General features: G+C 61.8%; 24 protein-coding genes. 9 read left to right on the forward strand and 15 right to left on the reverse strand.

The window, feature by feature from the left end; genetic code table 11:
* Positions 1-113: 113 nt before the first annotated feature.
* Complete coding sequence (typA, locus tag I7X09_RS06525; protein ID WP_095972227.1) at positions 114-2,021, reverse strand: translational GTPase TypA; 1,908 nt, start codon at positions 2,019-2,021, stop codon at positions 114-116.
* Positions 2,022-2,345: 324 nt separating this feature from the next.
* On the opposite strand from typA, the gene I7X09_RS06530 reads away from it, so the two are divergent.
* Positions 2,346-2,522 carry a hypothetical protein gene (locus I7X09_RS06530; protein WP_003945207.1) on the forward strand — a complete coding sequence of 59 codons (177 nt, stop codon included), beginning with the start codon at positions 2,346-2,348 and terminating at the stop codon, positions 2,520-2,522.
* Here I7X09_RS06530 and I7X09_RS06535 read toward each other — a convergent pair.
* Positions 2,500-2,925 carry a (deoxy)nucleoside triphosphate pyrophosphohydrolase gene (locus I7X09_RS06535; RefSeq protein WP_095972226.1) on the reverse strand — a complete coding sequence of 142 codons (426 nt, stop codon included), beginning with the start codon at positions 2,923-2,925 and terminating at the stop codon, positions 2,500-2,502. The two genes, I7X09_RS06530 and I7X09_RS06535, sit on opposite strands and share 23 nt — an antisense overlap.
* A 16-nt stretch (positions 2,926-2,941) precedes the next feature.
* Here I7X09_RS06535 and I7X09_RS06540 point away from each other — a divergent pair, with 16 nt between their 5' ends.
* The 3 genes from I7X09_RS06540 to I7X09_RS29345 all read left to right on the forward strand — a co-directional run bounded on the left by I7X09_RS06540 (position 2,942) and on the right by I7X09_RS29345 (position 4,739).
* Entirely contained in the window at positions 2,942-3,244 is a 303-nt protein-coding gene (locus tag I7X09_RS06540; protein ID WP_200316110.1) for a 4a-hydroxytetrahydrobiopterin dehydratase, read from the forward strand.
* 270 nt (positions 3,245-3,514) lie between these two features.
* The gene (locus tag I7X09_RS06545; RefSeq protein WP_200317702.1) at positions 3,515-4,258 is read left to right on the forward strand and encodes an Rv1157c family protein; all 744 of its coding nucleotides are present in this window, start codon (positions 3,515-3,517) and stop codon (positions 4,256-4,258) included.
* A 79-nt stretch (positions 4,259-4,337) separates the two neighbouring features.
* A complete protein-coding gene (locus I7X09_RS29345; RefSeq protein ID WP_234036817.1) occupies positions 4,338-4,739 on the forward strand; it encodes a hypothetical protein in 402 nt (133 codons plus the stop codon).
* Here the strand turns inward: I7X09_RS29345 and I7X09_RS06550 are convergent.
* The gene (locus I7X09_RS06550; protein ID WP_200316112.1) at positions 4,730-5,194 is read right to left on the reverse strand and encodes a MarR family winged helix-turn-helix transcriptional regulator; all 465 of its coding nucleotides are present in this window, start codon (positions 5,192-5,194) and stop codon (positions 4,730-4,732) included. The genes I7X09_RS29345 and I7X09_RS06550 overlap by 10 nt on opposite strands.
* A 79-nt stretch (positions 5,195-5,273) precedes the next feature.
* On the opposite strand from I7X09_RS06550, the gene I7X09_RS06555 reads away from it, so the two are divergent.
* A complete protein-coding gene (locus I7X09_RS06555) occupies positions 5,274-6,704 on the forward strand; it encodes an MFS transporter (protein WP_200316114.1) in 1,431 nt (476 codons plus the stop codon).
* Between the two features lie 236 nt (positions 6,705-6,940).
* Positions 6,941-7,441 (forward strand): nuclear transport factor 2 family protein, encoded by a 501-nt coding sequence (locus tag I7X09_RS06560; protein WP_200316116.1) that lies wholly within the window; start codon positions 6,941-6,943, stop codon positions 7,439-7,441.
* Here I7X09_RS06560 and I7X09_RS06565 read toward each other — a convergent pair.
* Positions 7,428-8,210 (reverse strand): DUF1906 domain-containing protein, encoded by a 783-nt coding sequence (locus I7X09_RS06565; protein WP_200316118.1) that lies wholly within the window; start codon positions 8,208-8,210, stop codon positions 7,428-7,430. The two genes, I7X09_RS06560 and I7X09_RS06565, sit on opposite strands and share 14 nt — an antisense overlap.
* Before the next feature lie 888 nt (positions 8,211-9,098).
* On the opposite strand from I7X09_RS06565, the gene I7X09_RS06570 reads away from it, so the two are divergent.
* Positions 9,099-9,329 carry a PLD nuclease N-terminal domain-containing protein gene (locus I7X09_RS06570; RefSeq protein WP_200316120.1) on the forward strand — a complete coding sequence of 77 codons (231 nt, stop codon included), beginning with the start codon at positions 9,099-9,101 and terminating at the stop codon, positions 9,327-9,329.
* Here I7X09_RS06570 and I7X09_RS06575 read toward each other — a convergent pair.
* The 8 genes from I7X09_RS06575 to I7X09_RS29580 form a co-directional block, all read right to left on the reverse strand.
* Positions 9,317-10,258 (reverse strand): antibiotic biosynthesis monooxygenase, encoded by a 942-nt coding sequence (locus tag I7X09_RS06575; protein ID WP_200316122.1) that lies wholly within the window; start codon positions 10,256-10,258, stop codon positions 9,317-9,319. The two genes, I7X09_RS06570 and I7X09_RS06575, sit on opposite strands and share 13 nt — an antisense overlap.
* A gap of 1 nt (position 10,259) precedes the next feature.
* Positions 10,260-11,660 (reverse strand): amidohydrolase family protein, encoded by a 1,401-nt coding sequence (locus I7X09_RS06580; RefSeq protein WP_124567055.1) that lies wholly within the window; start codon positions 11,658-11,660, stop codon positions 10,260-10,262.
* A 69-nt stretch (positions 11,661-11,729) separates the two neighbouring features.
* On the reverse strand, positions 11,730-12,428 hold the full coding sequence (locus tag I7X09_RS06585) for a CPBP family intramembrane glutamic endopeptidase (RefSeq protein ID WP_124567143.1): 699 nt from the start codon (positions 12,426-12,428) through the stop codon (positions 11,730-11,732).
* 168 nt (positions 12,429-12,596) lie between these two features.
* Complete coding sequence (locus I7X09_RS06590; protein WP_234036818.1) at positions 12,597-13,559, reverse strand: ABC transporter substrate-binding protein; 963 nt, start codon at positions 13,557-13,559, stop codon at positions 12,597-12,599.
* Between the two features lie 110 nt (positions 13,560-13,669).
* Positions 13,670-14,149 carry a VOC family protein gene (locus I7X09_RS06595; RefSeq protein ID WP_003945229.1) on the reverse strand — a complete coding sequence of 160 codons (480 nt, stop codon included), beginning with the start codon at positions 14,147-14,149 and terminating at the stop codon, positions 13,670-13,672.
* Between the two features lie 85 nt (positions 14,150-14,234).
* Positions 14,235-15,221, reverse strand: a complete 987-nt coding sequence (locus I7X09_RS06600) for an alpha/beta hydrolase (protein WP_234036819.1) — start codon at positions 15,219-15,221, stop codon at positions 14,235-14,237.
* A complete protein-coding gene (locus I7X09_RS06605) occupies positions 15,218-16,222 on the reverse strand; it encodes an alpha/beta hydrolase (RefSeq protein ID WP_200316126.1) in 1,005 nt (334 codons plus the stop codon). Before I7X09_RS06605 ends, I7X09_RS06600 begins: the two co-directional genes overlap by 4 nt.
* 315 nt (positions 16,223-16,537) lie before the next feature.
* Entirely contained in the window at positions 16,538-16,663 is a 126-nt protein-coding gene (locus I7X09_RS29580) for a hypothetical protein (protein ID WP_019744544.1), read from the reverse strand.
* Between the two features lie 272 nt (positions 16,664-16,935).
* Here I7X09_RS29580 and I7X09_RS06610 point away from each other — a divergent pair, with 272 nt between their 5' ends.
* Positions 16,936-18,057 carry a winged helix DNA-binding domain-containing protein gene (locus I7X09_RS06610; protein WP_200316128.1) on the forward strand — a complete coding sequence of 374 codons (1,122 nt, stop codon included), beginning with the start codon at positions 16,936-16,938 and terminating at the stop codon, positions 18,055-18,057.
* A 114-nt stretch (positions 18,058-18,171) separates the two neighbouring features.
* The gene (locus tag I7X09_RS06615; protein ID WP_029536802.1) at positions 18,172-19,869 is read left to right on the forward strand and encodes a fumarate hydratase; all 1,698 of its coding nucleotides are present in this window, start codon (positions 18,172-18,174) and stop codon (positions 19,867-19,869) included.
* Positions 19,870-19,929: 60 nt separating this feature from the next.
* Here the strand turns inward: I7X09_RS06615 and I7X09_RS06620 are convergent, their stop codons facing one another.
* From I7X09_RS06620 to I7X09_RS06630, 3 genes are read right to left on the reverse strand one after another with little or no spacing between them, the layout of a single operon-like run.
* A complete protein-coding gene (locus I7X09_RS06620) occupies positions 19,930-20,280 on the reverse strand; it encodes a hypothetical protein (protein ID WP_200316130.1) in 351 nt (116 codons plus the stop codon).
* 52 nt (positions 20,281-20,332) lie between these two features.
* Positions 20,333-20,896, reverse strand: coding sequence for a mismatch-specific DNA-glycosylase (locus I7X09_RS06625; protein ID WP_200316132.1), 564 nt, complete (start codon positions 20,894-20,896; stop codon positions 20,333-20,335).
* 20 nt (positions 20,897-20,916) lie between these two features.
* The gene (locus I7X09_RS06630) at positions 20,917-22,245 is read right to left on the reverse strand and encodes a WS/DGAT domain-containing protein (RefSeq protein ID WP_200316134.1); all 1,329 of its coding nucleotides are present in this window, start codon (positions 22,243-22,245) and stop codon (positions 20,917-20,919) included.
* Between the last annotated feature and the right edge of the window lie 14 nt (positions 22,246-22,259).

Here is a 22,259-nt window from a genome sequence, read left to right on the forward strand (position 1 = left end):
GCGCTCGATTTCCCGGCAGAACTTTGCCCGGAAACCATGAAGGCGAATGTACCTTTCCGCCGAAAACTCGGCTGAAAGGCACATCCGCCTGTCAGGTTGTAACCGACGAAAGACTACAGAGCAGCCTTGTCGCGTGCCTTGCTACGTGAACGCTCACGAGCGCGCTCGGTTGCGTTGAGGTGCACCTTGCGGACGCGGACGTCCTCCGGGGTGACCTCGACACACTCGTCGCCGGAGCAGAACTCCATTGCCGCTTCGAGTTCGAGCTTGATCGGCTTTGCGAGGGTCTCCATCACGTCTGCGGACGACTGACGCATGTTGGTCAGCTTCTTCTCGCGGGTGACGTTGATGTCGAGGTCTTCCTGACGCGGGTTGATGCCCACGACCATGCCCTCGTATGTATCGGCGCCGGGCTCGACGAAGAAGGTTCCGCGGTCGGCCAACTGGATCATGGCGAACGGCGTCACGGTGCCCGAGCGGTCCGAGACGAGCGAGCCGGTGTGACGCGCACGGATCTCGCCGGCCCACGGGCCGTATCCGTCGAACACGGCGTTGGCGATACCGGTTCCGCGGGTTTCCGTGAGGAAGTCCGTGCGGAAGCCGATGAGGCCACGCGAAGGAACGATGAACTCCATGCGAACCCAGCCTGCGCCGTGGTTCGACATCTGGACCATCTTGCCCTTGCGGTTGGCCAGAAGCTGGGTGATGGCGCCGAGGTACTCCTCGGGGCTGTCGATGGTCAGCTCTTCGAAAGGCTCGTGAACCTTGCCGTCGACGAGCTGCGTGACAACCTGCGGCTTACCGACGGTGAGCTCGAAGCCCTCACGACGCATCTGCTCGACGAGGATGGCGAGTGCGAGCTCTCCACGACCCTGGACCTCCCACGCATCGGGACGACCGATGTCGAGGACCTTGAGCGAGACGTTGCCGACGAGCTCCTGGTCCAGACGGGACTTGACCATGCGTGCGGTCAGCTTGTGGCCCTTGACGCGACCGACGAGCGGGGACGTGTTGGTGCCGATCGTGACCGAGATTGCCGGCTGGTCGACGGTGATGCGGGGCAGTGCGACCGGGTTCTCGAGATCGGCGAGGGTGTCGCCGATCATGATGTCGGGGAATCCTGCGACGGCGCAGATGTCGCCGGCAACGGCGACCTCACCGGGAACGCGCTCGACACCGATGGTGGTGAGCAGTTCGGTGATCTTGGTCTTCGTGACGACGGGCTCGCCGTCGACCTCGCGGCACCAGGACACGGTCTGTCCCTTGCGCAGCTCGCCGTTGTGGATGCGAACGAGTGCGAGGCGGCCGAGGAATGCCGATGCGTCGAGGTTGGTGACGTGAGCCTGCAGCGGTGCGTCGACCGAGCCCTTCGGCGCGGGGACGTACTCCATCAGAACCTGGAAGAGGGCGGTGAGGTCCTCGGCGTCGGGAGCCTTGCCGTTCTCGGGCTGCACGGTCGATGCCTTGCCTTCGCGACCGGACGCGTAGAGGACGGGCAGTTCGAGTGCGAGCTCGGCGGCTTCGGCGGCCTCGTCGGACAGGTCCGATGCGAGGTCGAGGAGCAGGTCCTGAGCCTCGGTGACAACCTCTTCGATGCGGGCGTCGGGGCGGTCCGTCTTGTTGACGACCAGGATGACGGGCAGCGAAGCAGCGAGTGCCTTGCGCAGCACGAAACGCGTCTGCGGCAGCGGGCCCTCGGAAGCATCGACGAGCAGGACGACGCCGTCGACCATGGACAGGCCGCGCTCGACCTCGCCGCCGAAGTCGGCGTGGCCGGGGGTGTCGATGACGTTGATGACGGTGATGGAACCGTCCTCGTTGACCTTATGTACTGCGGTGTTCTTCGCGAGAATGGTGATGCCCTTCTCGCGTTCGAGGTCGCCGGAGTCCATAACGCGATCGACCAGCTCGGCGCGCTCCTCGAACGCGCCGGACTGACGAAGCATGGCGTCGACGAGGGTGGTCTTGCCGTGGTCGACGTGTGCGACGATGGCAACGTTACGGAAGCTGGTGATGGTCACGCGATGGCTCTCCTGGCTGAGTTGATTCGGCCACGCGAAAGTCAAGTCGCACGGCTCTTCTGGTGGCCGCTGCACGAGTGTGTGATCCGAATCAGGGCACGAATCGCCTGAGAAGGCACCGCGGCCTAGTAAATACTACTCGCTCCGGGCGGATACTCCTGCATTGTGCGGCCTCTATCACCGCTCCCACCAGCCAATAGTGATCTGCACCACGCCGAAGCGCGTAGGATTACGACCTGGAGAAACAGGGTGTTTAAGGGTACGCTAACCTCGTTCCAAGAGCGGGCTCTCCGCCGTAGTGAAACAGGAAAGCCGCAGCGTCACATGGGAAAAGTCAAGGCAAGCAAGGTCTCGCAGCTCAAGCCGAAGAAGAAGTGCTGCCGCAAGAAGACCCGGTGCATCAAGTGCCCCGTCGTCATCATGCGGATGAAGAAGCTCGAGAACGAGGGCGCATCCAAGAAGGAACTGAAAGCGGGTCTCAAGAAGGCTCGTGCGGCGTAAGCGCGCTCAATTCCTCGAGTAGCTCAGGGATCCAGGCTCGATCGTTGTCGACCAGATCCATCGACAACAGTTCTTCGGCGTCGACCCACCTCAACTGAGAGTGCTCGAGCGCGACCGGTTCGCCGGACACCAACTCCGCCCGGTACGCCCGCAACACCATCCCCCGCGACAGCGGCACATCGACGCCGATTCTGGCTCCGCATCGAACCTCTACTGCGAGTTCCTCACGCAATTCGCGAACCAAAGCACTCTGCGGCGATTCGAACTCCTCGACCTTCCCGCCCGGCAGTTCCCAGCGCCCGGCCAACGCCGGCGGTCGCGTCCGCTGCGCGAGTAGCAGCCTTCCCCCGTGGAAGATTGCACCGGCGACAACTTCCCGATCCCTTGCAGGTGCATCACTCATCGCACCATGATGGGGTATGGCCACTTTGTTGCCCGACTCCGCAATCCAAAGCGCTCTCGACGAACTGCCGACCTGGCAACTGTCGCCGGGGACGATCACTCGCACGGTCGAGTCTGCGACGTTCCCGGACGCCATCGCGCTTCTCCAACGCATCGCAGCAGTCGCCGAGGCCGCGGATCACCATCCCGACATCGACGTTCGCTGGCGAAAGGTCACGTACACGCTTTCGACGCACTCGGCGGGCGGTCTCACAGAACTGGACTTCGACCTTGCCCGTCGAATTGACGTACTTGTCGACGATTCGGTCCGATTTGACTGATCTTCCGATGAACAAACCTCGCAATCTGACGTAACAGTTGCATCAACTTTCACATAGATCACTTCAGTCACAGGTATGGTCGCCGTAAATCACGATCGAGGCCGGTCATGCCATAGACTCCCCCGGTGCGTAGCTGCTCAGCAACTGAACAGCTGTACAACCCGGGGGCTCTGTACCTAGAGTGACCCCTCGAGCCGTCAAACGCGGAGCTCGCCTAGGCGCCCGCGCGGTATGACTAAGGATGGGGAAACAGTGCTTCGAACCCGAGGTATGCGAAAGGCGTTCACCGCCGTCGCTATTGCCGCAGTAGCAGGACTGGCATTGCCGGCACAGGCAATGGCCGATCCGGCAGCACCGCCCGCACCCGAAAGTGTGCCGATCGAGTTCCTCGCATCGTTTGCGCCCGCCATCATCGGCGCCGCTGCCGGTCCGGCTGACGTCGCCGGCGGCCCGCAGCAAGCCTTGCTCGACCAGGCTCGCGCGATCCTGAACTCCCCCGGCATTCCGCCCGAGATCAAGGCCACCCTCGAGAAGGTCATCACCTTCCTCGACGGCAGTGGTGGCGGCGGACCGGAAATCCCGAACGAGAACGCTCCCGTCATCGCGCAGTTCCTGTACCCGACGCTCGGCAAGGGTTGCATCTCGGCCACCGCCGATTCGGTCGGAACCGCGCTTGCTGTTCCGGGCCCGGCTCACCTGCCTCCTCCCGGCCTCGCTGCCGGTCAGGCCGGCTTCGTCTTCACCGCTCTCGGAACTGCTCCCGCGGTCGACGACCAGCCGGTGCCGATGACCGTCACCTGGGTCAACATCGACAACCAGCGCAGCGCCACCCAGAACCTGACCAACGCCGCGCGCATCAACCCGGACGGCCCCGCCACTCTGTCGGCTATCGCCGACACCGGTCCCGGACGCGTCCTCTCGGTGATCAGCGGCTCGCTGACCACCCAGCCGGAAGGCGCAGATCGCATCACCTGCAGCTTCCTTCCGACCGTGGGCATGTTCGCGGTAGCTTGATCGAAGTCTTGTGACAGGGACCCGCCGAAATTTCGGCGGGTCCCTTTTGCATCTCCGATCACCGTGATAGACCCGATAGATGGGACATCTACGAGTGGACATCACGCATGGCCGTCGAGAGCGGAAATCACGCCCAGACGACCAGTCGATACGGTCGCACAAGTCGACGCGATCGATACTGTCCATCCGATCCGAAGGGTCCATTCTCTCGATCGGATCGGCGTACTCGATTCTCTCGATCGGTAGCGTCGGCTCTTTTCTTTCCATCGGAAGCATCGGATCTACGGCATCGGTGCTGAGTTCGGGGTCTTTCGCCAGTCTCGGGTCGGCGCTGTCCGGTCTCTCACGCTGGTCGTTGCTGTCCTGGCGTGGAAATCATGCAGCCCCCGAAGAACACCCGAAACTTGTTGTCATTGCGCCGGAATCGGATTCGAGCGACCCGAACCCCTCACTGCGGTCGGTTTCGCACTCTCAGACCTGATCCGGCCGCGGCCAGTCGCGACCCTCCAAGTTCTCCACCGAGCGATTGAATTGTCGCAACAGATCACCGAGGGCCTGGCGCTGCTCCGGCCTCCACTCGCGCAGGACCTTCTCGACGCCTGCCGTCGAGTGTTCGCGATCGGCATGAAGTTTCGACAGCCCCTGTGCTGTCGGCCGAACCTTTCGCGCCAGCCCACCGTCCGGATCCTCCACTCGCTCCACCAGACCCTGACGCCTCAGCGCGCCGATCTGCCGGTTGATGGTCGAGATGTCGAGCGAGAAAGCACAGGAGAGCTCTTTGAGGCTCATGGGATGTTGCAACTCCAGTCGACCGAGCAGTAGATAGGCAGACCGGTCCAGATGAAGTTCGGCCCGTTGAGCGAGCGCGTGATAGCGCGAGAGCAGGGTCAACTCGTACTCGATATCCACCAGTTCGGCTTCCCGATCCACACTCATATTGTGCATAATACACACGATGTGTAGCGTGCACATTGGGGCGAACGCACCGAAGTAGAACCTCCATGGCGGGAGCCAAATGTCCGTTCACGCAGATTCGTCGAGCGTCGACGAGAAACCCCCGGTCACGAAGTACGCACCCTCGGGTCCCGTGCTCACCGTCCTCGGACTGTGCGGCATCGTCGTCGCCTTGATGCAGACGCTGGTCGTCCCGATCATTCCGCAGTTGCCGCACCTCCTGAACTCCACTCCCGCCGACACCTCGTGGGCGGTCACCGCAACACTCCTCGCCGCCGCGGTGATCACACCTATCAGCGGACGCCTCGGTGACATGTTCGGCAAGAAACGAATGCTGCTCGTCAGTCTCGGGATGGTCGTCCTGGGCTCGGCAATCTGCGCGATCGCACCTTCTCTGATCGTGCTCGTCATCGGTCGCGCACTTCAAGGTGCATCTGTCGGGGCAATTCCGTTGGGAATCGCAATTATTCGCGACGTGCTTCCACCGAAGAAGGTGGCCGGCGCCATGGCCGTCATGAGTGCCACCCTCGGCGTCGGCGGCGCGATCGGACTGCCGATCGCCGCAGTGATCGCTCAGAATGCCAACTGGCACTTCCTGTTCGTCACTTCGGCGGCATTCGGCTTGATCTGCATCGCTCTGGTTGCGTTCGTCATCCCCGAATCAACGGTACGACGTCCGGGCCGTTTCGACTTCGTCGGTGCGCTCGGTCTCACCGTCGGCCTGATCACCCTGCTGCTCCCCATCACCAAAGGCGGGACTTGGGGATGGGGCGACACGAAAACCCTGGGCCTCCTGGCAGTTTCCGCTCTCAGTTTCCTCGTCTGGGGATGGTGGGAACTTCGACGCAACGCACCACTAGTGGACCTCCGCGTATCGGCCCGGCCTCAGGTTCTCTTCACCAACTTCGCGTCCATCGCCGTCGGTTTTGCCATGTACGGCAATTCCTTGACACTCCCCCAACTTCTGATGGCACCGACGTCCACCGGCTACGGACTCGGATTGTCCATGGTTGCAGCGGGACTCGCATTGGCCCCCGGCGGACTCGTCATGATGGCGCTCTCGCCCGTCTCCGCCCGAATTTCGGCGTGGCGTGGCCCACGAATCACGTTGATGCTCGGCGCCCTCGTCATCGGATTGGGTTATGCCTTCGCATATTTCACGGTGTCGAGCGTCTGGCAGGTCGCCGTGGCCGGAATGTTCATCGGCGCGGGCGTCGGGCTCTCGTACTCGGCCATGCCCGCCCTGATCATGGGCGCGGTACCCATCACGGAATCTGCAGCCGCGAACGGCCTGAACTCACTGATGAGATCAATCGGCACGTCGACGTCTGCCGCGATCGTGAGCGTCGTTCTGGCCGGTATGACCATCACCGTCGGCACCGCAGTGATCCCCTCGTTCGAGGCGTTTCGTGCGACGTTCCTGATTTCCATCGCCGCCGCCGGTGTGACGATGGTGTTCGCCGGGTTGATTCCCAAACAGAAAGCCACGTAAGGGAACCAACCCGGCAGAGGACTCACTTCTCCGAAGAGCCTTCGATGCTGCCCGTCTGCAACTTCGACAGAAGTGTGTAGATGAAGTCGATGATGAATTCCACGTGTTGCCCTCTCACATAATGGGTCCCGACCCGTCAACGACGGTACCGCAGAACTCTTCTGCGTCGAATCGCCGACAATCAATTCTGCAACGTGTTCTAATCTGAGGCGACGACGCCTACCCGAGGAGCTTTCATGAGCTGGACACGCACCGAACTCGAAGACGCCTTCGCGGGGTATCAGAACACCGTTGTCGAGTGCACACGCTCCGGCGACTGGAACGCCTTCGCGGACATGTTCACCGAGGACGTCGTCTACGTGGAACACGCTTTCGGCGCCCTCAACGGCCGAGAGGCGGTACGCAAGTGGGTCACTCGCACGATGACGGAGTTCCCGGGACGCCGGATGACCGAGTTTCCGGCCAACTGGTTCGTCGTCGACGAGGAGCGCGGATGGATCGTGTGCGAGATCGACAACCCGATGGAGGATCCGGGTGACGGATCCAAGCACGGAGCCGCCAACATCACGATCCTGCACTACGCCGGCAACGGACTGTGGTCTCGCGAAGAAGACGCCTACAACCCGATGAACTTCCTGTCGATGGCAAAAGCATGGTGCCTCGCCGCCGAAGCGGCGGGCACCCTCCCCGAGGACGCCAAGTCCTGGCTCGCCAAATTCGGCGCTATGGTGCGATAGAACCCGTCGGCAACGATGATCCGACGGGCTGGGCCGGACCGACCGATCCGGCCAACGACCACTGGCCGTAGTCGCGAGTGAGGATCGAATTCAGGTCGACGCCAACGCCGTCGACCTTGCGCTTGTCGATTTCGAACTGGTGCAGGTTTGCCCTCGGATGCACATACCCGGCGGGCGAACCCCAGTTGTGCTGCCAGAACCAGGTTCCGACGCCGGCACTGATCATCGCGTCGATCACGCGAGTATTTCCGTAGACACCGAGCGCTCCGTTGCCGACAACCGACGCCCATCCCTCGAGGTACGGCCTGATCAGTGTCGTGATCTCGGTGCTGGTGGGATTGTCGTCGATCGACGCGTAGATCGGTCGACCAGAGGGCCCACCGGCAGCAGCGTGGAGTTCGAGGCCCCGGGAAGCGTGACGCTTGCCGGCCTCTCGAGCCCCGCGCCAGTCCGCCGTTCCGCCCTTGCCGAATTGATAGCAGGACACGACTTGGAGTCCGGCCGCCGTCAACGCGTCGGTTTCCCGCGCCAGTACGGGCTTGCCGACCATCCAATCGGCGCCCGGGCGCCTGTCCGAAACGTATCGAATGGCGCCTGCATATCCGGCGGCTTTGATCGCCTGAGCGGACGGCACACCGGCGGCGTAATCGAGCAGGGTCCCGAGCGAACCGGCATTGGCCACCGACGTCGTACCGCTCAATGCAGCGAGTCCGGCAGCGGCCGATCCAGCCGCTGCGTACTTGAAGAGGTTTCTTCGCGAGACGTGCACAAAGCTCCGATCATCGGCGTGTCCCGCTGGAAGTGGCGGGCAGGCAAGCTATCTTCTTTCGCTCGCATTCCACCACAGTCACATCAACCCCGCCATGCACTTGGCCAACAATGCTCACATTGTCACCAAATTGGACGCTAGACAGATAGTCAGACAGACAGCAGTGGCCCCCGAAGACATCGTCTTCGGGGGCCACTGAGTCGGCCTAGCGGCCGGAAGCTATCAGCTGAGCGAGGTGAAGAAGCTCAGAGCGCTGAAGAGATCAGACGCGTTGCTGAAGAAGTCGTTGAGGAAGGTGAAGGCATCCGAGAATTCTGCGCTGCTCATGCGATGTGCTCCTGTCGAAGATACGGTCCAGAGGATTGCCGCCACGTGAGTGGCTGCTGGCGATAAGAGTAGAGGTCTTCCGTTACTTCCGCGACACCAAATGTGTCCGGGACGTTACATTTCGACCCCTTCAGGACACGTACATACACACAGGTGACACCCACCAGCAGTGATCAAACTGTCACCTACGGACGATTTATTGACGCATTCCGAACATCGTTTCCGATAGCAGCTACCCCACAGCATCAAACCTGTAGGCCGACCACAAGATTGGCAAGCCTTACTTAACAGGGTATGTGTTGCTCCCGCTAGAGCGCGTACCAGCAGCTTGGCCAAATCCCTCGCGCCAATGTGGCCACGCGAGCTTAGTGCGGGCGCAAACATTCAGCCACAGTTCGAGTTAGCGAGATCTTTACGCCGAAAACGACCGCCCCGACGGCCCGCGGGACCGTACCTATCGGTCATCATGGTGACGCTATTCACACCGATTCGAGGAACTTCGGGCACCGATAACAACCCGATCTCGACACCGATCGGACGTTCGAGGGCAAGGTGGACACCATGAACCTCACAAAGAAGAAATCCTGGAGTGAGCTGTCACCCGCGCAGCGCCGCGTCGTCGCCCTGCTCGCCACGATTCAGTCCCTGCTGGCGATCGCCGCGTGGACAGACTTGGCGCGACGCCCTGCCGATACGGTCAACGGCAGCAAGAAAAAGTGGGCGGCGATCATCTTCGTCAACTTCGTCGGGCCGCTCGCTTACTTCCGCCGAGGCCGGACTCAGTCGAAATAGTCCCAGAACTGCAGCCACTTCACGGACGCGAAGAGCGTCAGAGTCACTGCGTACACCGCTATTACCGCCGCAACGCCGCGAAAATTGGTGCGGGGAACGGCACCGTCGACCGGGTCCAGCCAATGGCGGAACCACCGCGTGACCGTGGGCATCAGGAACCACGTCATGGCGCCGACGCTGACTATCTGGCTCAGCCACATCGACAGCCAGGGAGGTGCTCCGATTCCGTCGAGCAGCGGACCGAGAAATCGTGACAGGGTCATCACTGTCGGATAGAGAACGAGCAGGATGATCATCGCCGTCTTCCAATTCGGCGTCGCGCGAGTCTGCCCGTTCTCCGTGCGCAGGATGGTGCCGAACGGTGTCGACCGCGTGGTCTCGGTGAAGTCCTCGGCCAACTCGGCCCGCAGTTTCGGTAGTGCTGCGGCCCTCTCGGGTGACGCCATCCACACCGCCAACTGCTGTTCAGTCCGAAACCGAAGAACGGACTTCCACTGGGTGGAGTCGGTGACCGACCGCAACAACATCACCGATTCGTAGCCGGAAAATCGCGAACTGAGATCGATGAGGTGTCGTTGCGTTCGCAGAAACTCGTTCTCCTTGCCCACGACGACGGCGTGGTCGTACACACCGATACCGGGCGGCGGCAGCACGCCGTCGACCAGGACGAGATCACTCGTCTGCGCCAGAATTCCCGTTGCAGCAGCGGATCTTTCGAGATCGCGGCGATCAGTCGACTCGAGCCAACGGTGTAGATCGTCGGCACTGTCGAAAGTGACAGACACGCCGTGCGACACCGGTTCCGGTTGATCACTGATGCCACAGCTCAGGTAGCCGTCGAATCGACCGGCGGTCTCGGCCGCGCGCTCGACCCACGCCCGGAATCCCGAACTCGTTCGGTGGTACCCGGTGATGGCGGTTGCGGACACGTCAGCCCGACACCCGGCGCCCTTGCACGTATACGTGCGCAATCGCGGGCTCGCGCATCGCCATCAGGAGCCCGAAGAGCGTCTGGTCGCGGGCGAGAATCGGATCGTCCGAACGCGTTCCGTGGTTGACGAGCCCGGCGAGCGGCGGCCATCCGGCCGGGTCGATCACCAGAAAGTCTGCTTCTTTGCCCTCGTCGAAGTTGCCGATCCGGTTCTCCATGTCCAGCGCGCGAGCACCGGCGAGTGTTCCGGTGAACAGCAGTTCGGCGGGGTGCATCGACACTCCGTCGTCGCCGGCTTCGGAGATGTGAACTTTGAACGCGTCGCCGAGGACTCGGGTGAGCAGGCACTCGTCGCCGCCGCCGAAATCCGATCCGATCGCGATGTTGACCCCTGACGCCACGGTGCGTTTCCACGGCATGGTGCCTGAGCCGAGAAACTGCTGGGACGTCGGGCAATGCGCGATCGAGGTTCCGGTCTCGGCCATTCGTGCGAGTTCGGAGTCCTGGCAGTGCACCGAGTGCGCGAGTATCGCGCGTGGGCCTAGGAAGCTCTTTCCGCCGACCTGCGAGCCGGGGAGGAACTTGCCGTCGTACGTGTCGAGATAGGTCTCGACCTCGTACTCGGCGAGCGTGGTTGCCACCTCGCCCGTTCCGGGCCGATTGTTCTCGTTGAGATGGCTGTGAAAGTAGACGCCCCGGTCACGGACCGAGTCGTACAACTCCCCCAGATCCTTCAACGTCCGTGTTGTCACCGCGAGGGAGAAGCGGGGAACCACTGCAACGTGAATGAGTGCGGTGTTCACGTCGCCGGTGTCGGATGCGTGCCACTTGTCGATCTCCTCGCTGGTGAGTCTGATCGCATCCTCTTCCGAGGTGATCAGCGCGGCAGCGGAGGCCGGGCCGGTGGTCTGAATCCCGCGGCCGCTGACCACTCGAAGGCCGCGTTTCAGAGTTTCCGAGAACAACGCGTCCTGCGCGTGCGGGAAGGCCGATCCGAACACCATCGCGGCCGTGGTTCCCGTGGCGATTCGGCGAGAACAGAAGGCCTCGGCAGCGTGCTGGGCGAACTCGGGATCGGCAAACCTCGATTCGGAGGGAAAGACACAGAGATCGAGCCACTCGAGGAGTTGACCGCCGCCGTACGCATCGCCGGCGTAAGTCTGCGGGAAATGAATGTGAGCGTCGACGAAGCCGGGCAACAGGAATCCCGGTCGGTGGTCGTGGGTTTCAGCACCTTCGAGATCGCTCGGGAGTGATTCGAATTCTCCGCAGTAGACGATCGTTCCGGCATCGTCGATCGCCAACACGCCGTCCGGGATCGAGACGAGCGACTGCGCCGCATCCTCAACCGTCGGACGACCGGAAATGTGGAAGACATGGCCTCGATGAAGGTGCGTCACCCACTGAGCAAAGCACAGAACTACCCGGCGCCGCGCGGCGAATGCTGTCCTTTTTGTCAGATATTGGGATCAAGCAAGAGTTGCGTGCCAAACAAGAGCCGCAGCCAATGCGCCTGCCCCGTTCAACGACCAATGCAGAGCAATCGGCGCAATGAGGCTGCCGCTGCGATGACGAAGCCAGGTGAACACGAGGCCGGCTGCAGCGGTGGCGAGAACAGCTCCGAGGATCCCGGCGACCTGACCGACGACTCCGGTACCGAGAAACCCGGAAAGCCCTTCGTTACCACTGGTCAAACCCATCGACGACGCGATGTGCCACAGCCCGAACATCAGCGAACCGGCAGCGGCGACGCCCCGGAATCCACTGACCCGGTTCAACGTGCCGTGCAGGACGCCGCGGAAGGCCAACTCTTCGGGAATGACGGTCTGCAGCGGGATCACGATCATCGACGCGATGATCGCGCCGGAAATAGTGGCGTAGCGATCCGCCATGAAGAAAGGACGTGTGAGCGGGAGCAACGCGCCAACGGCGACTACGGTCAGGACCAGGCCGACGGCGGCAAGAGCGTACTTCGAACCCCGCCGCAGATCACGAGGTGAGAGCCCTAATTCCGCCCACCCCATCCCCCGGCGCTTGGTAAGCGCCAACAGGACGAGAGCAGAAATGGGGACCGTGGCGATGCTTGCCCATGCGGTGGTGAAATGCGCGATCAGATTGGTTCCCACCAAGACCACGACGACGACAGCGATATCCACATATGCGTGCATCCGCGGAAAACGAGGAGCGGTCGCTGCGATCTCCACTGGAGCGATCTCCACTGGGCCGCCGCTCGTTAGCTGAAAGTTCACTTTTTCCAGTGTACCGACGCACGAGAACTGCCCGCCACTGTTTGCGAACACGCTCACAGTGACGGACAGATCCCGAAACAGCTCTGATCAGGCGCCGAGTGTGCTCGCAAACTTCGGAACGGCGTTGTCGATTGCGTAGGTCAACCCCGGTACCGAGCCACTCGAGAACGCGTTGACGAGCGCGGGATCGTCGAGGATCAACAAATGCCCCTGCTGAGCCGAAGGAATTGCGCGCAGTAGCGGATCGTTCGCAAACGCACTGCTGTCGAGGAAGATCGGGAACAGCACGGTCAGGTCGGCGTCGAACAGATTCAGGTTCTCGTTGGCGACCGGGATGTAGAAGTTGCCGGTGGCTTTTTCGGTGATCGCCGTCGGGATCGTGAAGCCGAGTCGGGTCATGAAGTCGGCGCGTGCGTCGCCGGGTACATATGCGCCGTAACCATCGGAACTGTAGGCGCCGACCGCCGCGGTCTTGCCCGCGAAGGCCGGATTGGCGGCAATCGCGGCGTCGAACTTGGCGTCGAGGCCGTCCAGTAACGCCTTTCCTTCTGCTTCCTTACCGAGAGCTTCCGCGACGAGTTCGGTCTGCTGCTCGACCGTCGTCCCGTACGCAGTGGCCAGACCCGGCGGCGGCCCGACCGTCGGCGCGATAGCGCTCAGCTTGTCGTAGGTTGCCTGCGTGTTGTCGCTTCTCGTCCACAAGATCAGGTCCGGCTCTAGAGCAATAACGTCCTCGACGCTCAGGTCCATCGTTCCGAGGATCTTCGGGTCTGTGGTGAACTCGTCCGCAATCCAGGGTCCGACGCCTTTGCCACCGAACGCCATCCAGTCCGCGACACCGACCGGCTGCGTTCCGAGGGCAAGTGCTGTTTCGGCGTCCGACCAACCGAGCGCCACGACGCGCTGAGGGTTGGCCGGAACTTCGACGTCGCCGAACATGGTCGAGACGGTTGCTCCCGCCTCCGCGGGTGCGTCAGCGCTGTCGCTGCTGCAGCCGGCAAGCCCGGCGACGGCGAGCGAGGCCGCCAAGGCCGTGACTGCGATCTTCATTCGAGAGACTTTGATTCGCATGGTTACCAGCACTCCTCCAACGCTCCAGCGAGAATTAGGGAAGGCTAGCATCAGCTAACGAAGACTGTCGCCCATCGGCCAGATCGTGTTCAGGATGCGTCCGCGGCCCGTTCGAGCTCTGCGATGTCGATCTTCTTCATCTTCATCATCGCGTCCGTGGCGCGTTGCGCCTTGGCCCGATCCGGATCCTTCATCAGTTCGAGAAGGCGATTCGGGACTACCTGCCAGGACAATCCGAACTTGTCCTTGGCCCATCCGCACGGGCCCTCTTCTCCGCCTTCGGTCAGCCTGGACCAGTAGTGATCGACCTCAGCCTGATCGACGCACGGAATCTCGAAAGACACTGCTTCCGAGAACGTGAACATCGGTCCGCCGTTCAATCCGGTGAATCGCTGACCGTCGAGCTCGAAGCTGACGGTCATCACCGATCCCGCCGGCATTCCAGAAGGCGATCCCTCGACGTACCTTTCGATTCCCAGGATCTGCCCGGAACCGAACACCGAGATGTAGAAGTTCGCTGCTTCTTCTGCTTGGTTGTCGAACCACAAACAGGGAGTAATGGAAGGCATGTTATGTCCTTGTCGATGAGGTGACGAATCAGGTGTACTCGGTTATAGACCCGACCCGAAGCGGAAACTCATCGCAAGGAATTACTCAAGCCGACAACGCAGAGTCGAGCATCGGCCAGGAGCGAACGAGTTCGTCGCGCCAGTACGGCCAACCGTGCGTCCCCACCGGTTGAGTGCTGCGGGTGACATCGACTCCGCGATCGCGCAACACCTGCGTGATCTGGTCGGTGCACAGGTTCGATCCCAGTTCCATGACCCCGCCGACGACCAGTACACGCCCCAGGGCAGGAGTGTCGAGAGTTTCGTGCGGGCCTGGCAGTCCAGATCCCGAGGCGAGATACACCTTGGTGCCGCGTAGCTTGTCGGCATTGGCGAAGATGTCGTGCTCTTGCCAAGCCTCGCTGCCTGCCGGACCCCACATCTGCTCCGAACGGGCATTTCCGTTGACGACCACAAGATCGGTCAACGCCTTGCCGAATCCTCCGACGGTTGTGTAGCAGCCGCTGTAGCCCGCGACTGCGTCGTACAACCCGGCCGAGCGTTGGGCCAGGATCAGCGCGGCCTCTGCGCCCATCGAGATCCCACCGATTGCGTTGTGTCCGTTCGTTGCGAACCTCGTGTCGATCAGTGGGGGAAGCTCTTTCGTCAGGAACGTCTCCCATTTCAGACGACCGAATTTCGGGTGATCTTCCTGCCAATCGGTGTACATGGTGCCTGTTCCACCGATGGGGAGTACGACGTTCACGTTCTTGTCGGCAAAGAACGGGACGATATCGCCGTTAGCCGGGGCCAACCAGTTGTTCTCTTCGATCTGCCCGGAATTGCCGTCCAGGAGATACAGCGTCCCGCGCGGTTCCGAGCGGTCGGCAGGAAGCAGTACTTTCACCTGCATGGTGCGCCCCATAGCGGGACTCGCGACGTCGAGAAGAACCAAGCGCGAAGACAGTTCGGTGACGCCCGTTATCTTCGGGGTCTCGTCGGCGAGCGCGGTCGAGGGCAGCGCAAGTAGTGAAATCAAGGCGAGCGCGCCGACGAGCCCTACGCTTCGAAGGCTGGCTCGATGGGACCTCACACGCCGAGCGACGCGGCGATCATCGGCCACGAGTCGTGTAAGTCGTCTTCCCAGTATCCCCATGAATGCGTTCCTGCCGGCTTGAAGTTGTAGCGAATGTTGTTCATACCCAATGCGTTCGTCCTGTCCGCAAGCTGGGTGGTGCAGTAGTGCGTTGCCGCCTCGATTCCGCCACCGAGAACGAGCTGCAACGCCAAATCTGTGACGTCGTTGCCGATCCGTGGATCTGCAAGTGTGTCGTACGGACCCGGAATCCCGGTTGCAGTGGTGATGTACATCGGGATGCGAGGTAACTTGTCCGCGTTGACAACCGGATCGTGAGGCGGCCAGCCGGGACCATCGTACGGACCCCACATGTTCTCCGCGTTACCGCCACCCACTGCAACCACGAGTTTCACGAAGTCCTGACCGATGCCGGGACTCGTCATCGCACACCCACTGAAGGACCCGACACTGTTGTACAGCGCGGGCGCCGCCATAGCCAAATCCAGTACCGACGTGCCTGCCATCGACAAGCCTGCCAGAGCGTTCTCGCCGGTCGTCGCGAACATCGAATCGATTACCGGCGGTAGTTCTTCCGTCAGGAACGTGGTCCACATGTTGACCCCGTTGTTGTTGCCGGATTTCGCGAGGCCGGGGTCCGGCCGCTCCCAATCGGTGTAGTAGCTGAATGCTCCGCCCAGAGGGGTGACCACGTTGACGTGCTTGTCCGCGAAGAACTTCGGCGCATCGGTCCGCACCGACCACGTCGCATCGTCTTTGCCTCCGTCCACTCCGTTGAGTAGGTAGAGCGTCGGAGCGGGCCTCGAGGTATCAGCGGGCCGCAAGACCTGCAACGGAATGTCGCGCCCCATCGACGGTGAGTACACCGAGATGTCGACCAGCCTGCTGTCCACCGACTGAGCGTGACCCGGTGCCATGAGGAGCTGGAGCCCACATACTGCCGTGGCCAACGCCAAGAAGACGCGGAAAACCGTTCGCAAAGCACGAGTCTCGATCATCCGGGTCACTCTCTTCGGCAGCGGAACCTTTCGAACGGTACCGGCTGAAAGAGGCAAACCCGACGTGATCGGAAAAACTCGATCCGGTCGACGACGAAAGGCTCACGCACCGAGTGCGTGAGCCTTTCTCGTCAGACGACGCTTACTTGGGCGTAACCGTGCCGCCGCTGAGCGTGGTCAGTGCGTCAACGAGACGCTGACCGAGGTTGTTGACGCTTCCGATGGCTTCACCGAGAGATCCCATGAGTTTCCTCCTGCAGTTTGTCGAAATTGAAGTAACTACACCCGGAGCGGGCGTGGCAATGTCGCGCTGAATTAGGGGGTGGGGTCTTTGGAGATGGTCTCTACCGATCCCATGAAGGTCTTGAGCAGACCGTCAGCGCTGAACAGTGATCCCAGGCCCTGAACAACAGCGCCGAGAATTCCTTCCATTGAACCCATGTGAATCTCCTTGAGAGGTCAGAGGTCAGCTGCCAAAAAGCACCCGACAGTGCTGTGACAGCTGCGTCACATCTGTAATGTATCCGTGACGTGGGTAACAGTAATCATACGAACGACCAGTTGGCAAAGGATTTCGACAATGGGGTCATTATTTCGACTAATAAGGTCTGCTACTGAAAAAATTCCGGCCAATCGGTCGAATCTGACCAATTCTGTCGCCACATTGATCAACCGCCCCAAATCCTGCGGTTACCCACCAGTAAACTGAAATCATGTCTAGCGCAACCTCACTCACGCAGGTAGCTAATTTCCGGTGGCACCGCCACCAACTCGACAGGCCCCATTCCGGTGACGCCGATCACAACGACTGCGCAATACTCGACCTCGGGATTCAGAACACCGGACCGGACGGCGCCGCGTGGGCACTGCGGATCCGCGGCGTCCGCGGCGACGCCACTGACCTCGCTCTTGCCTGGACGTTGCGCGGCGCTCCCCACTACTACCGTCGTCGCGACCTGCCTGCTGTCGCCGTCGCCACGTCCCCGTTCAGCGAAGCTGATGCAGCCAAACGCATTTACGACGCGAACCGGCCACTGAAGGCCGCCGGCATTCCGACCCTGACCGCTCTGCAAACAGTTGCTACCGCGATGCGGGACATCGTCTCCAAACCAACCGTCAAGGGCGAGATGTCCGCGAAGTTGACCACCCGGGTCACCGAGCCGTATCTGAGATTCTGCCGCCCGTGCAACGCCACCCATCTGTACGAGATGCCGTTCCGGCTCGCGGCACTTCAGGCAGGCCTCGAGCTGCAGCCGGGCACATCTCCCCCAGTGCTCGAACGCATTCCGGGTTGGCGTCGACGCCCGTACACATCCTCAGGTTCGGACGCCGATCCTCGCTTCGACGTGATCCGCGGATATTTGCGCTTCTACGGCCCCGCCACTCCTGCTCTCGTTGCGTCGTTTCTCGATGCCCCGGTCAAGGACGTCAGGGCCCACTGGCCCGCCGATACCGAGGAGATCGAGGTGAACGGCGAGAAGCGGTGGATTCTCGAACAGGACCGCGAAGACTTGCTCGGCTCCCCCACCGATTCGAGCACTCGCCTACTCGGGCCTTTCGATCCGTATGTACAGCTCAAGGATCGGGAGACCCTGGTTCCCGATCCGGACGCACAGAAGACGGTGTGGCCAACCCTCGGGCGACCGGGCACGGTGGTGGTCGGCGGCACGATCACCGGACTGTGGCGACCGCGGGCGTCCGGAAAGAAGCTGAAGGTCGCGGTCACCCCGTGGGGAACGTGGTCACGATCGGCCCGCGCAGCGGTGGCCGAGCAGGCCGAAATCCTTGCCGAATTTCGCGGCGTCGAGCTCTCCGAACTGGTCGAAGTATCTTGATCGAGCCAGTGGTATCCGGATAATTCCAGCTCACACCCGCCCCGATTCAGAGAAGGAAACCCCCAACGATAACCTGAATGCGACCTTCGCACGCACCCTTGTTCAGGAGAGATGATGGCCGACTTCCTCTATGAGGACCTGTTGCCGATCGGTGATGACACCACCGAGTACCGATTGCTCACCACCGAAGGGGTGTCGACAGTCGAGGGACCGGACGGCCGCACCTTCCTGCAGGTCGAGCCCGAAGCAATGCGCTTGCTGACCGAAACGGCGCTGCACGACATCTCTCATTACCTGCGGACGGATCACCTGACGCAGCTCGCGAGCATCCTCGACGATCCCGAAGCGTCGAACAACGACAAGTTCGTCGCGCTCGATCTGCTCAAGAACGCCAATATCGCCGCTGCCGGCGTTCTGCCGATGTGCCAGGACACCGGAACCGCCATCGTCATGGGCAAGCGTGGACAGCACGTACTCACCCCCGGCGACGACGAGAAGTCCATTGCCCGCGGTGTCTACGACGCCTACACGCGTCTGAACCTGCGTTACTCGCAGAACGCCCCCATCACGATGTGGGACGAGAAGAACACTGGCAACAACTTGCCCGCACAGATCGAGCTGTACGCCGATACTGCTGCCGGACACGAGAACTCGTACAAGTTCCTCTTCATGGCCAAGGGCGGCGGCAGCGCCAACAAGTCCTACCTGTACCAGGAAACCAAAGCGATCCTGAACCCTGACTCGATGATGCAGTTCCTCGAGGCAAAGATCCGCTCGCTCGGTACTGCTGCCTGCCCGCCGTACCACCTTGCAATCGTCGTCGGCGGTACTTCGGCCGAGTTCGCGATGAAGACGGCGAAGTACGCGTCGGCACACTATCTCGACGAACTGCCTACCGAAGGCGCCATCACGGGTCGCGGCTTCCGAGATCACGAACTCGAGAAGAAGGTCTTCGAGCTCACGCAAAAGATCGGTATCGGCGCCCAGTTCGGCGGCAAGTACTTCTGCCACGACGTCCGCGTCGTCCGACTCCCCCGTCACGGTGCTTCCTTGCCCGTCGCCATTGCGGTGTCGTGCTCGGCCGATCGACAGGCGAAGGCCAAGATCACCCCGGAGGGCGTGTTCCTGGAACAGCTCGAATTCAACCCTGGCCGTTTCTTGCCCGAGGTCACGGACGCTCAGCTCGACGAAGAGACGGATGGCATTTCGGGTACCGGCAAGGGTGCTGCGGTCAAGATCGATCTGACCAAGCCGATGTCGGAGATCCTCGCCGAGCTTTCCAAGCACCCGGTGAAGACTCGTCTCTCCTTGACCGGTCCGCTCGTCGTGGCACGCGACATCGCGCACGCCAAGATCAAAGAGCGTCTCGACGCAGGTGAAGAGATGCCGCAGTACCTCAAGGATCACCCGGTGTACTACGCCGGCCCCGCCAAGACACCCGACGGTATGGCATCCGGTTCGTTCGGCCCGACCACGGCCGGCCGTATGGACTCGTACGTCGAGCAGTTCCAGGCCGCCGGTGGCTCGATGATCATGCTCGCCAAGGGAAACCGCTCCAAGCAGGTGACCGACGCCTGCAACACCCACGGCGGTTTCTACCTCGGATCCATCGGTGGACCGGCAGCTCGCCTGGCACTCGACTGCATCAAGAAGGTCGACATCCTCGAGTACGCCGAGCTGGGGATGGAGGCCGTCTGGAAGATCGACGTCGAGGACTTCCCCGCGTTCATCGTCGTCGACGACAAGGGCAACGACTTCTTCGCCCATACCGGTGAAGTGACCCTGACGATCGGTAAGCGTCCAGGCCTGTAGACACGTCAACAGCAAAGAGCCCCGGCGAGTTTCGATCGCCGGGGCTCTTTTGTGTCTTTGTCAGGTCCAGAGCGCGGCCACGAATACGGTCACGATCGACAAACCGCCGACGACGTGTACCAGATTCGGATTGGGCTGGCCCTTCTTCTGCTTCGCACGGGTGATCTCGGCAAGCGCCACGATGACCAACGAAAGCACCAGCTTCACAGCGATCTTCGCGTGAATGTAGTTCCTGTCCAGGGCGCCTTCGCCCAACCCGACGATGATCAGGCCGGACACGAACTGCATCCTGGCACCCCACACCATGACCTCGGTGATCGAAGGAGCCTTGAGGACGGTGAAGTAGCTACCGACCAGGGCAGCCATACCGAGTAGATGAATCACTACAAAGACGTTGTATAGAACAGACATACAAGCACTTTAACTTGTACCTTGTTCTGGCCGAACGGAACTGCGACTTCTCTCAGAGAATTCCGGCTTCGGATGCGGCGGAACGATATTTCGCTGCCAAGGTGTCCACCGTCTCGTGTGCGTTGAGGCCACTGGGATTGGGCACGATCCACAGTTTTGCCCCCTCGAAATCGCGGTCTTGGCGCCCGGCCTTCGCCTTCTTGTCACCGAAAGCTGTTCGATAGGCGGTGATCCCGGCGAAGGCAACGACTACTGGTTTGGTTGCGCGCACGATCTTTCGGACCCGGACTCCGCCAGTTGCGAGCTCCTCCGACGTCAATTCATCTGCGCGCGCAGTTGCCCGCACCGCCAAGTTGGTGATCCCCACTCCCCGATCGATCAGATGTTGTGTGTCAGCGTCCGACATACCCGCGGAGGGGTCGATCGCACGCTCGATGATGCCTGCCCGCAGCAGTGCCGGATAGAACCGATTACCCGGCCTCGCGAAATGCGCGCCCGTCGCGGCAGTCCACAGTCCCGGATTGATACCGACGAACAACAGCCGACAATTCGGCCCGATCAGATCCTCGATCTCGGTGTCTCGGAAAGACTCCAGCTCGGCGCGCGTGAATCCCATGCTCCCAGTACATCAGGCCGTCACGACAGCGCCTCGCGCACCTCGTCGATCGCGTCGTGCATCATCTGCTCGTACACGTCGATGTCCGGAATCGAGGCCGGACTGCTGGTGATGCTGATCGTCACCGTGTCCCCGATACCGTGGACGCCGTGGGTCAACGACATGACCGGTGACAAACTCGGGAAGCCGGCGGTGAACCTAACGACGCCGCCTCCGAGCATCAGATCCGCCTCACCGCGCGCGACACTCGACACCACGGTGTTGCCGGTGACCTCGTCGGGCACCGCCGTGAAATCGTATTGCTGCACGCCCCAACGGACCAGCGGGCCGGGAACCGCGTTCAGCGCGAGATCCGACGCTGCACTGGACGGATGGGACGCTCGTGCGCGACGCTCGTCCATCGACTCCTTGATCCGTTGGGCTCGCTCACGAAGGTCTTCGACGTCCGGGAACAGTCCGACACCTGCATTGCGGAAGTGGTTGCGCGCCGTGGGTGTACCCGCCTTGGCGATGGTCACCTCAGCTCCCAGTTCCGGCGGTACCGAGCCGTCTCGCTCGGTGAGGTAGTTCGCCATCGCCAGCGAGATAGCTGTCATCGCTCCGACCGTGACGGATACGCCGTCGCCACGGAAATCTGCGCTGTCCCGCACGACCATGCGCACCAATCGGTGAGGTCCGGGAGGGATGTTGGAGCGCACTTTGGGACGGCTCGCCGCCTGCGGCGCAACAACTCCCGATTCGGTGTCGGCCTGCAGTTGCACCTGCGCTCGGTGCCCCGCCCGGCCGTCGCGGAACAGTGAAACGAGTTGACCCGGCAGGCGCAAGGCGGCGCGGCCCAGAATCTCGGCTGATCCGCTACGCCGCACGTCCGTCTTCTGCTGCGCGGGCGGTTGCGGCGAGAACAGCTGGCGAGCAATCGCCGACGCCCGTTTGCCGTCTGCCAGAGAATGCGCGACCTGCAGAACTGCGATCAGCGCCGGGCCACTGCAGCGCGGCACGCCGGTGACGCCGTGAAACAGGTGCAGCGCCCACGGCGACTCGCGCGGATCGACGTGGTTCTCGAGGAGTTTCTCGATTCCCTGAATGCACGAGATCCACGAGTCATCGGTCAGCTCATGCACTCTCACCAACGAGGCATCGACCGGCATGGGTTCCCAGACCGGATAGTCGAGGTGCCACGGTGATTCACGAATCCGAACATTGAGATCCGGAATGAGCGACGCTCGTTCCACCGCTGAGCGGCGTAGCTCGTCGATCGACTGGCTCTGACCGTCGAAACAGTAGAGCAATAGCTGATCGTTCGGGATCTTCTCCGAAATCCAGAAAGTTTGGGCGTCGGTGGGCGTCATCCGTAACACCGGGA

It is taken from the genome of Rhodococcus sp. P-2 (genome assembly GCF_016598535.1).
In the GTDB taxonomy this organism is placed as follows: Bacteria; Actinomycetota; Actinomycetes; order Mycobacteriales; family Mycobacteriaceae; genus Rhodococcus_F; species Rhodococcus_F baikonurensis.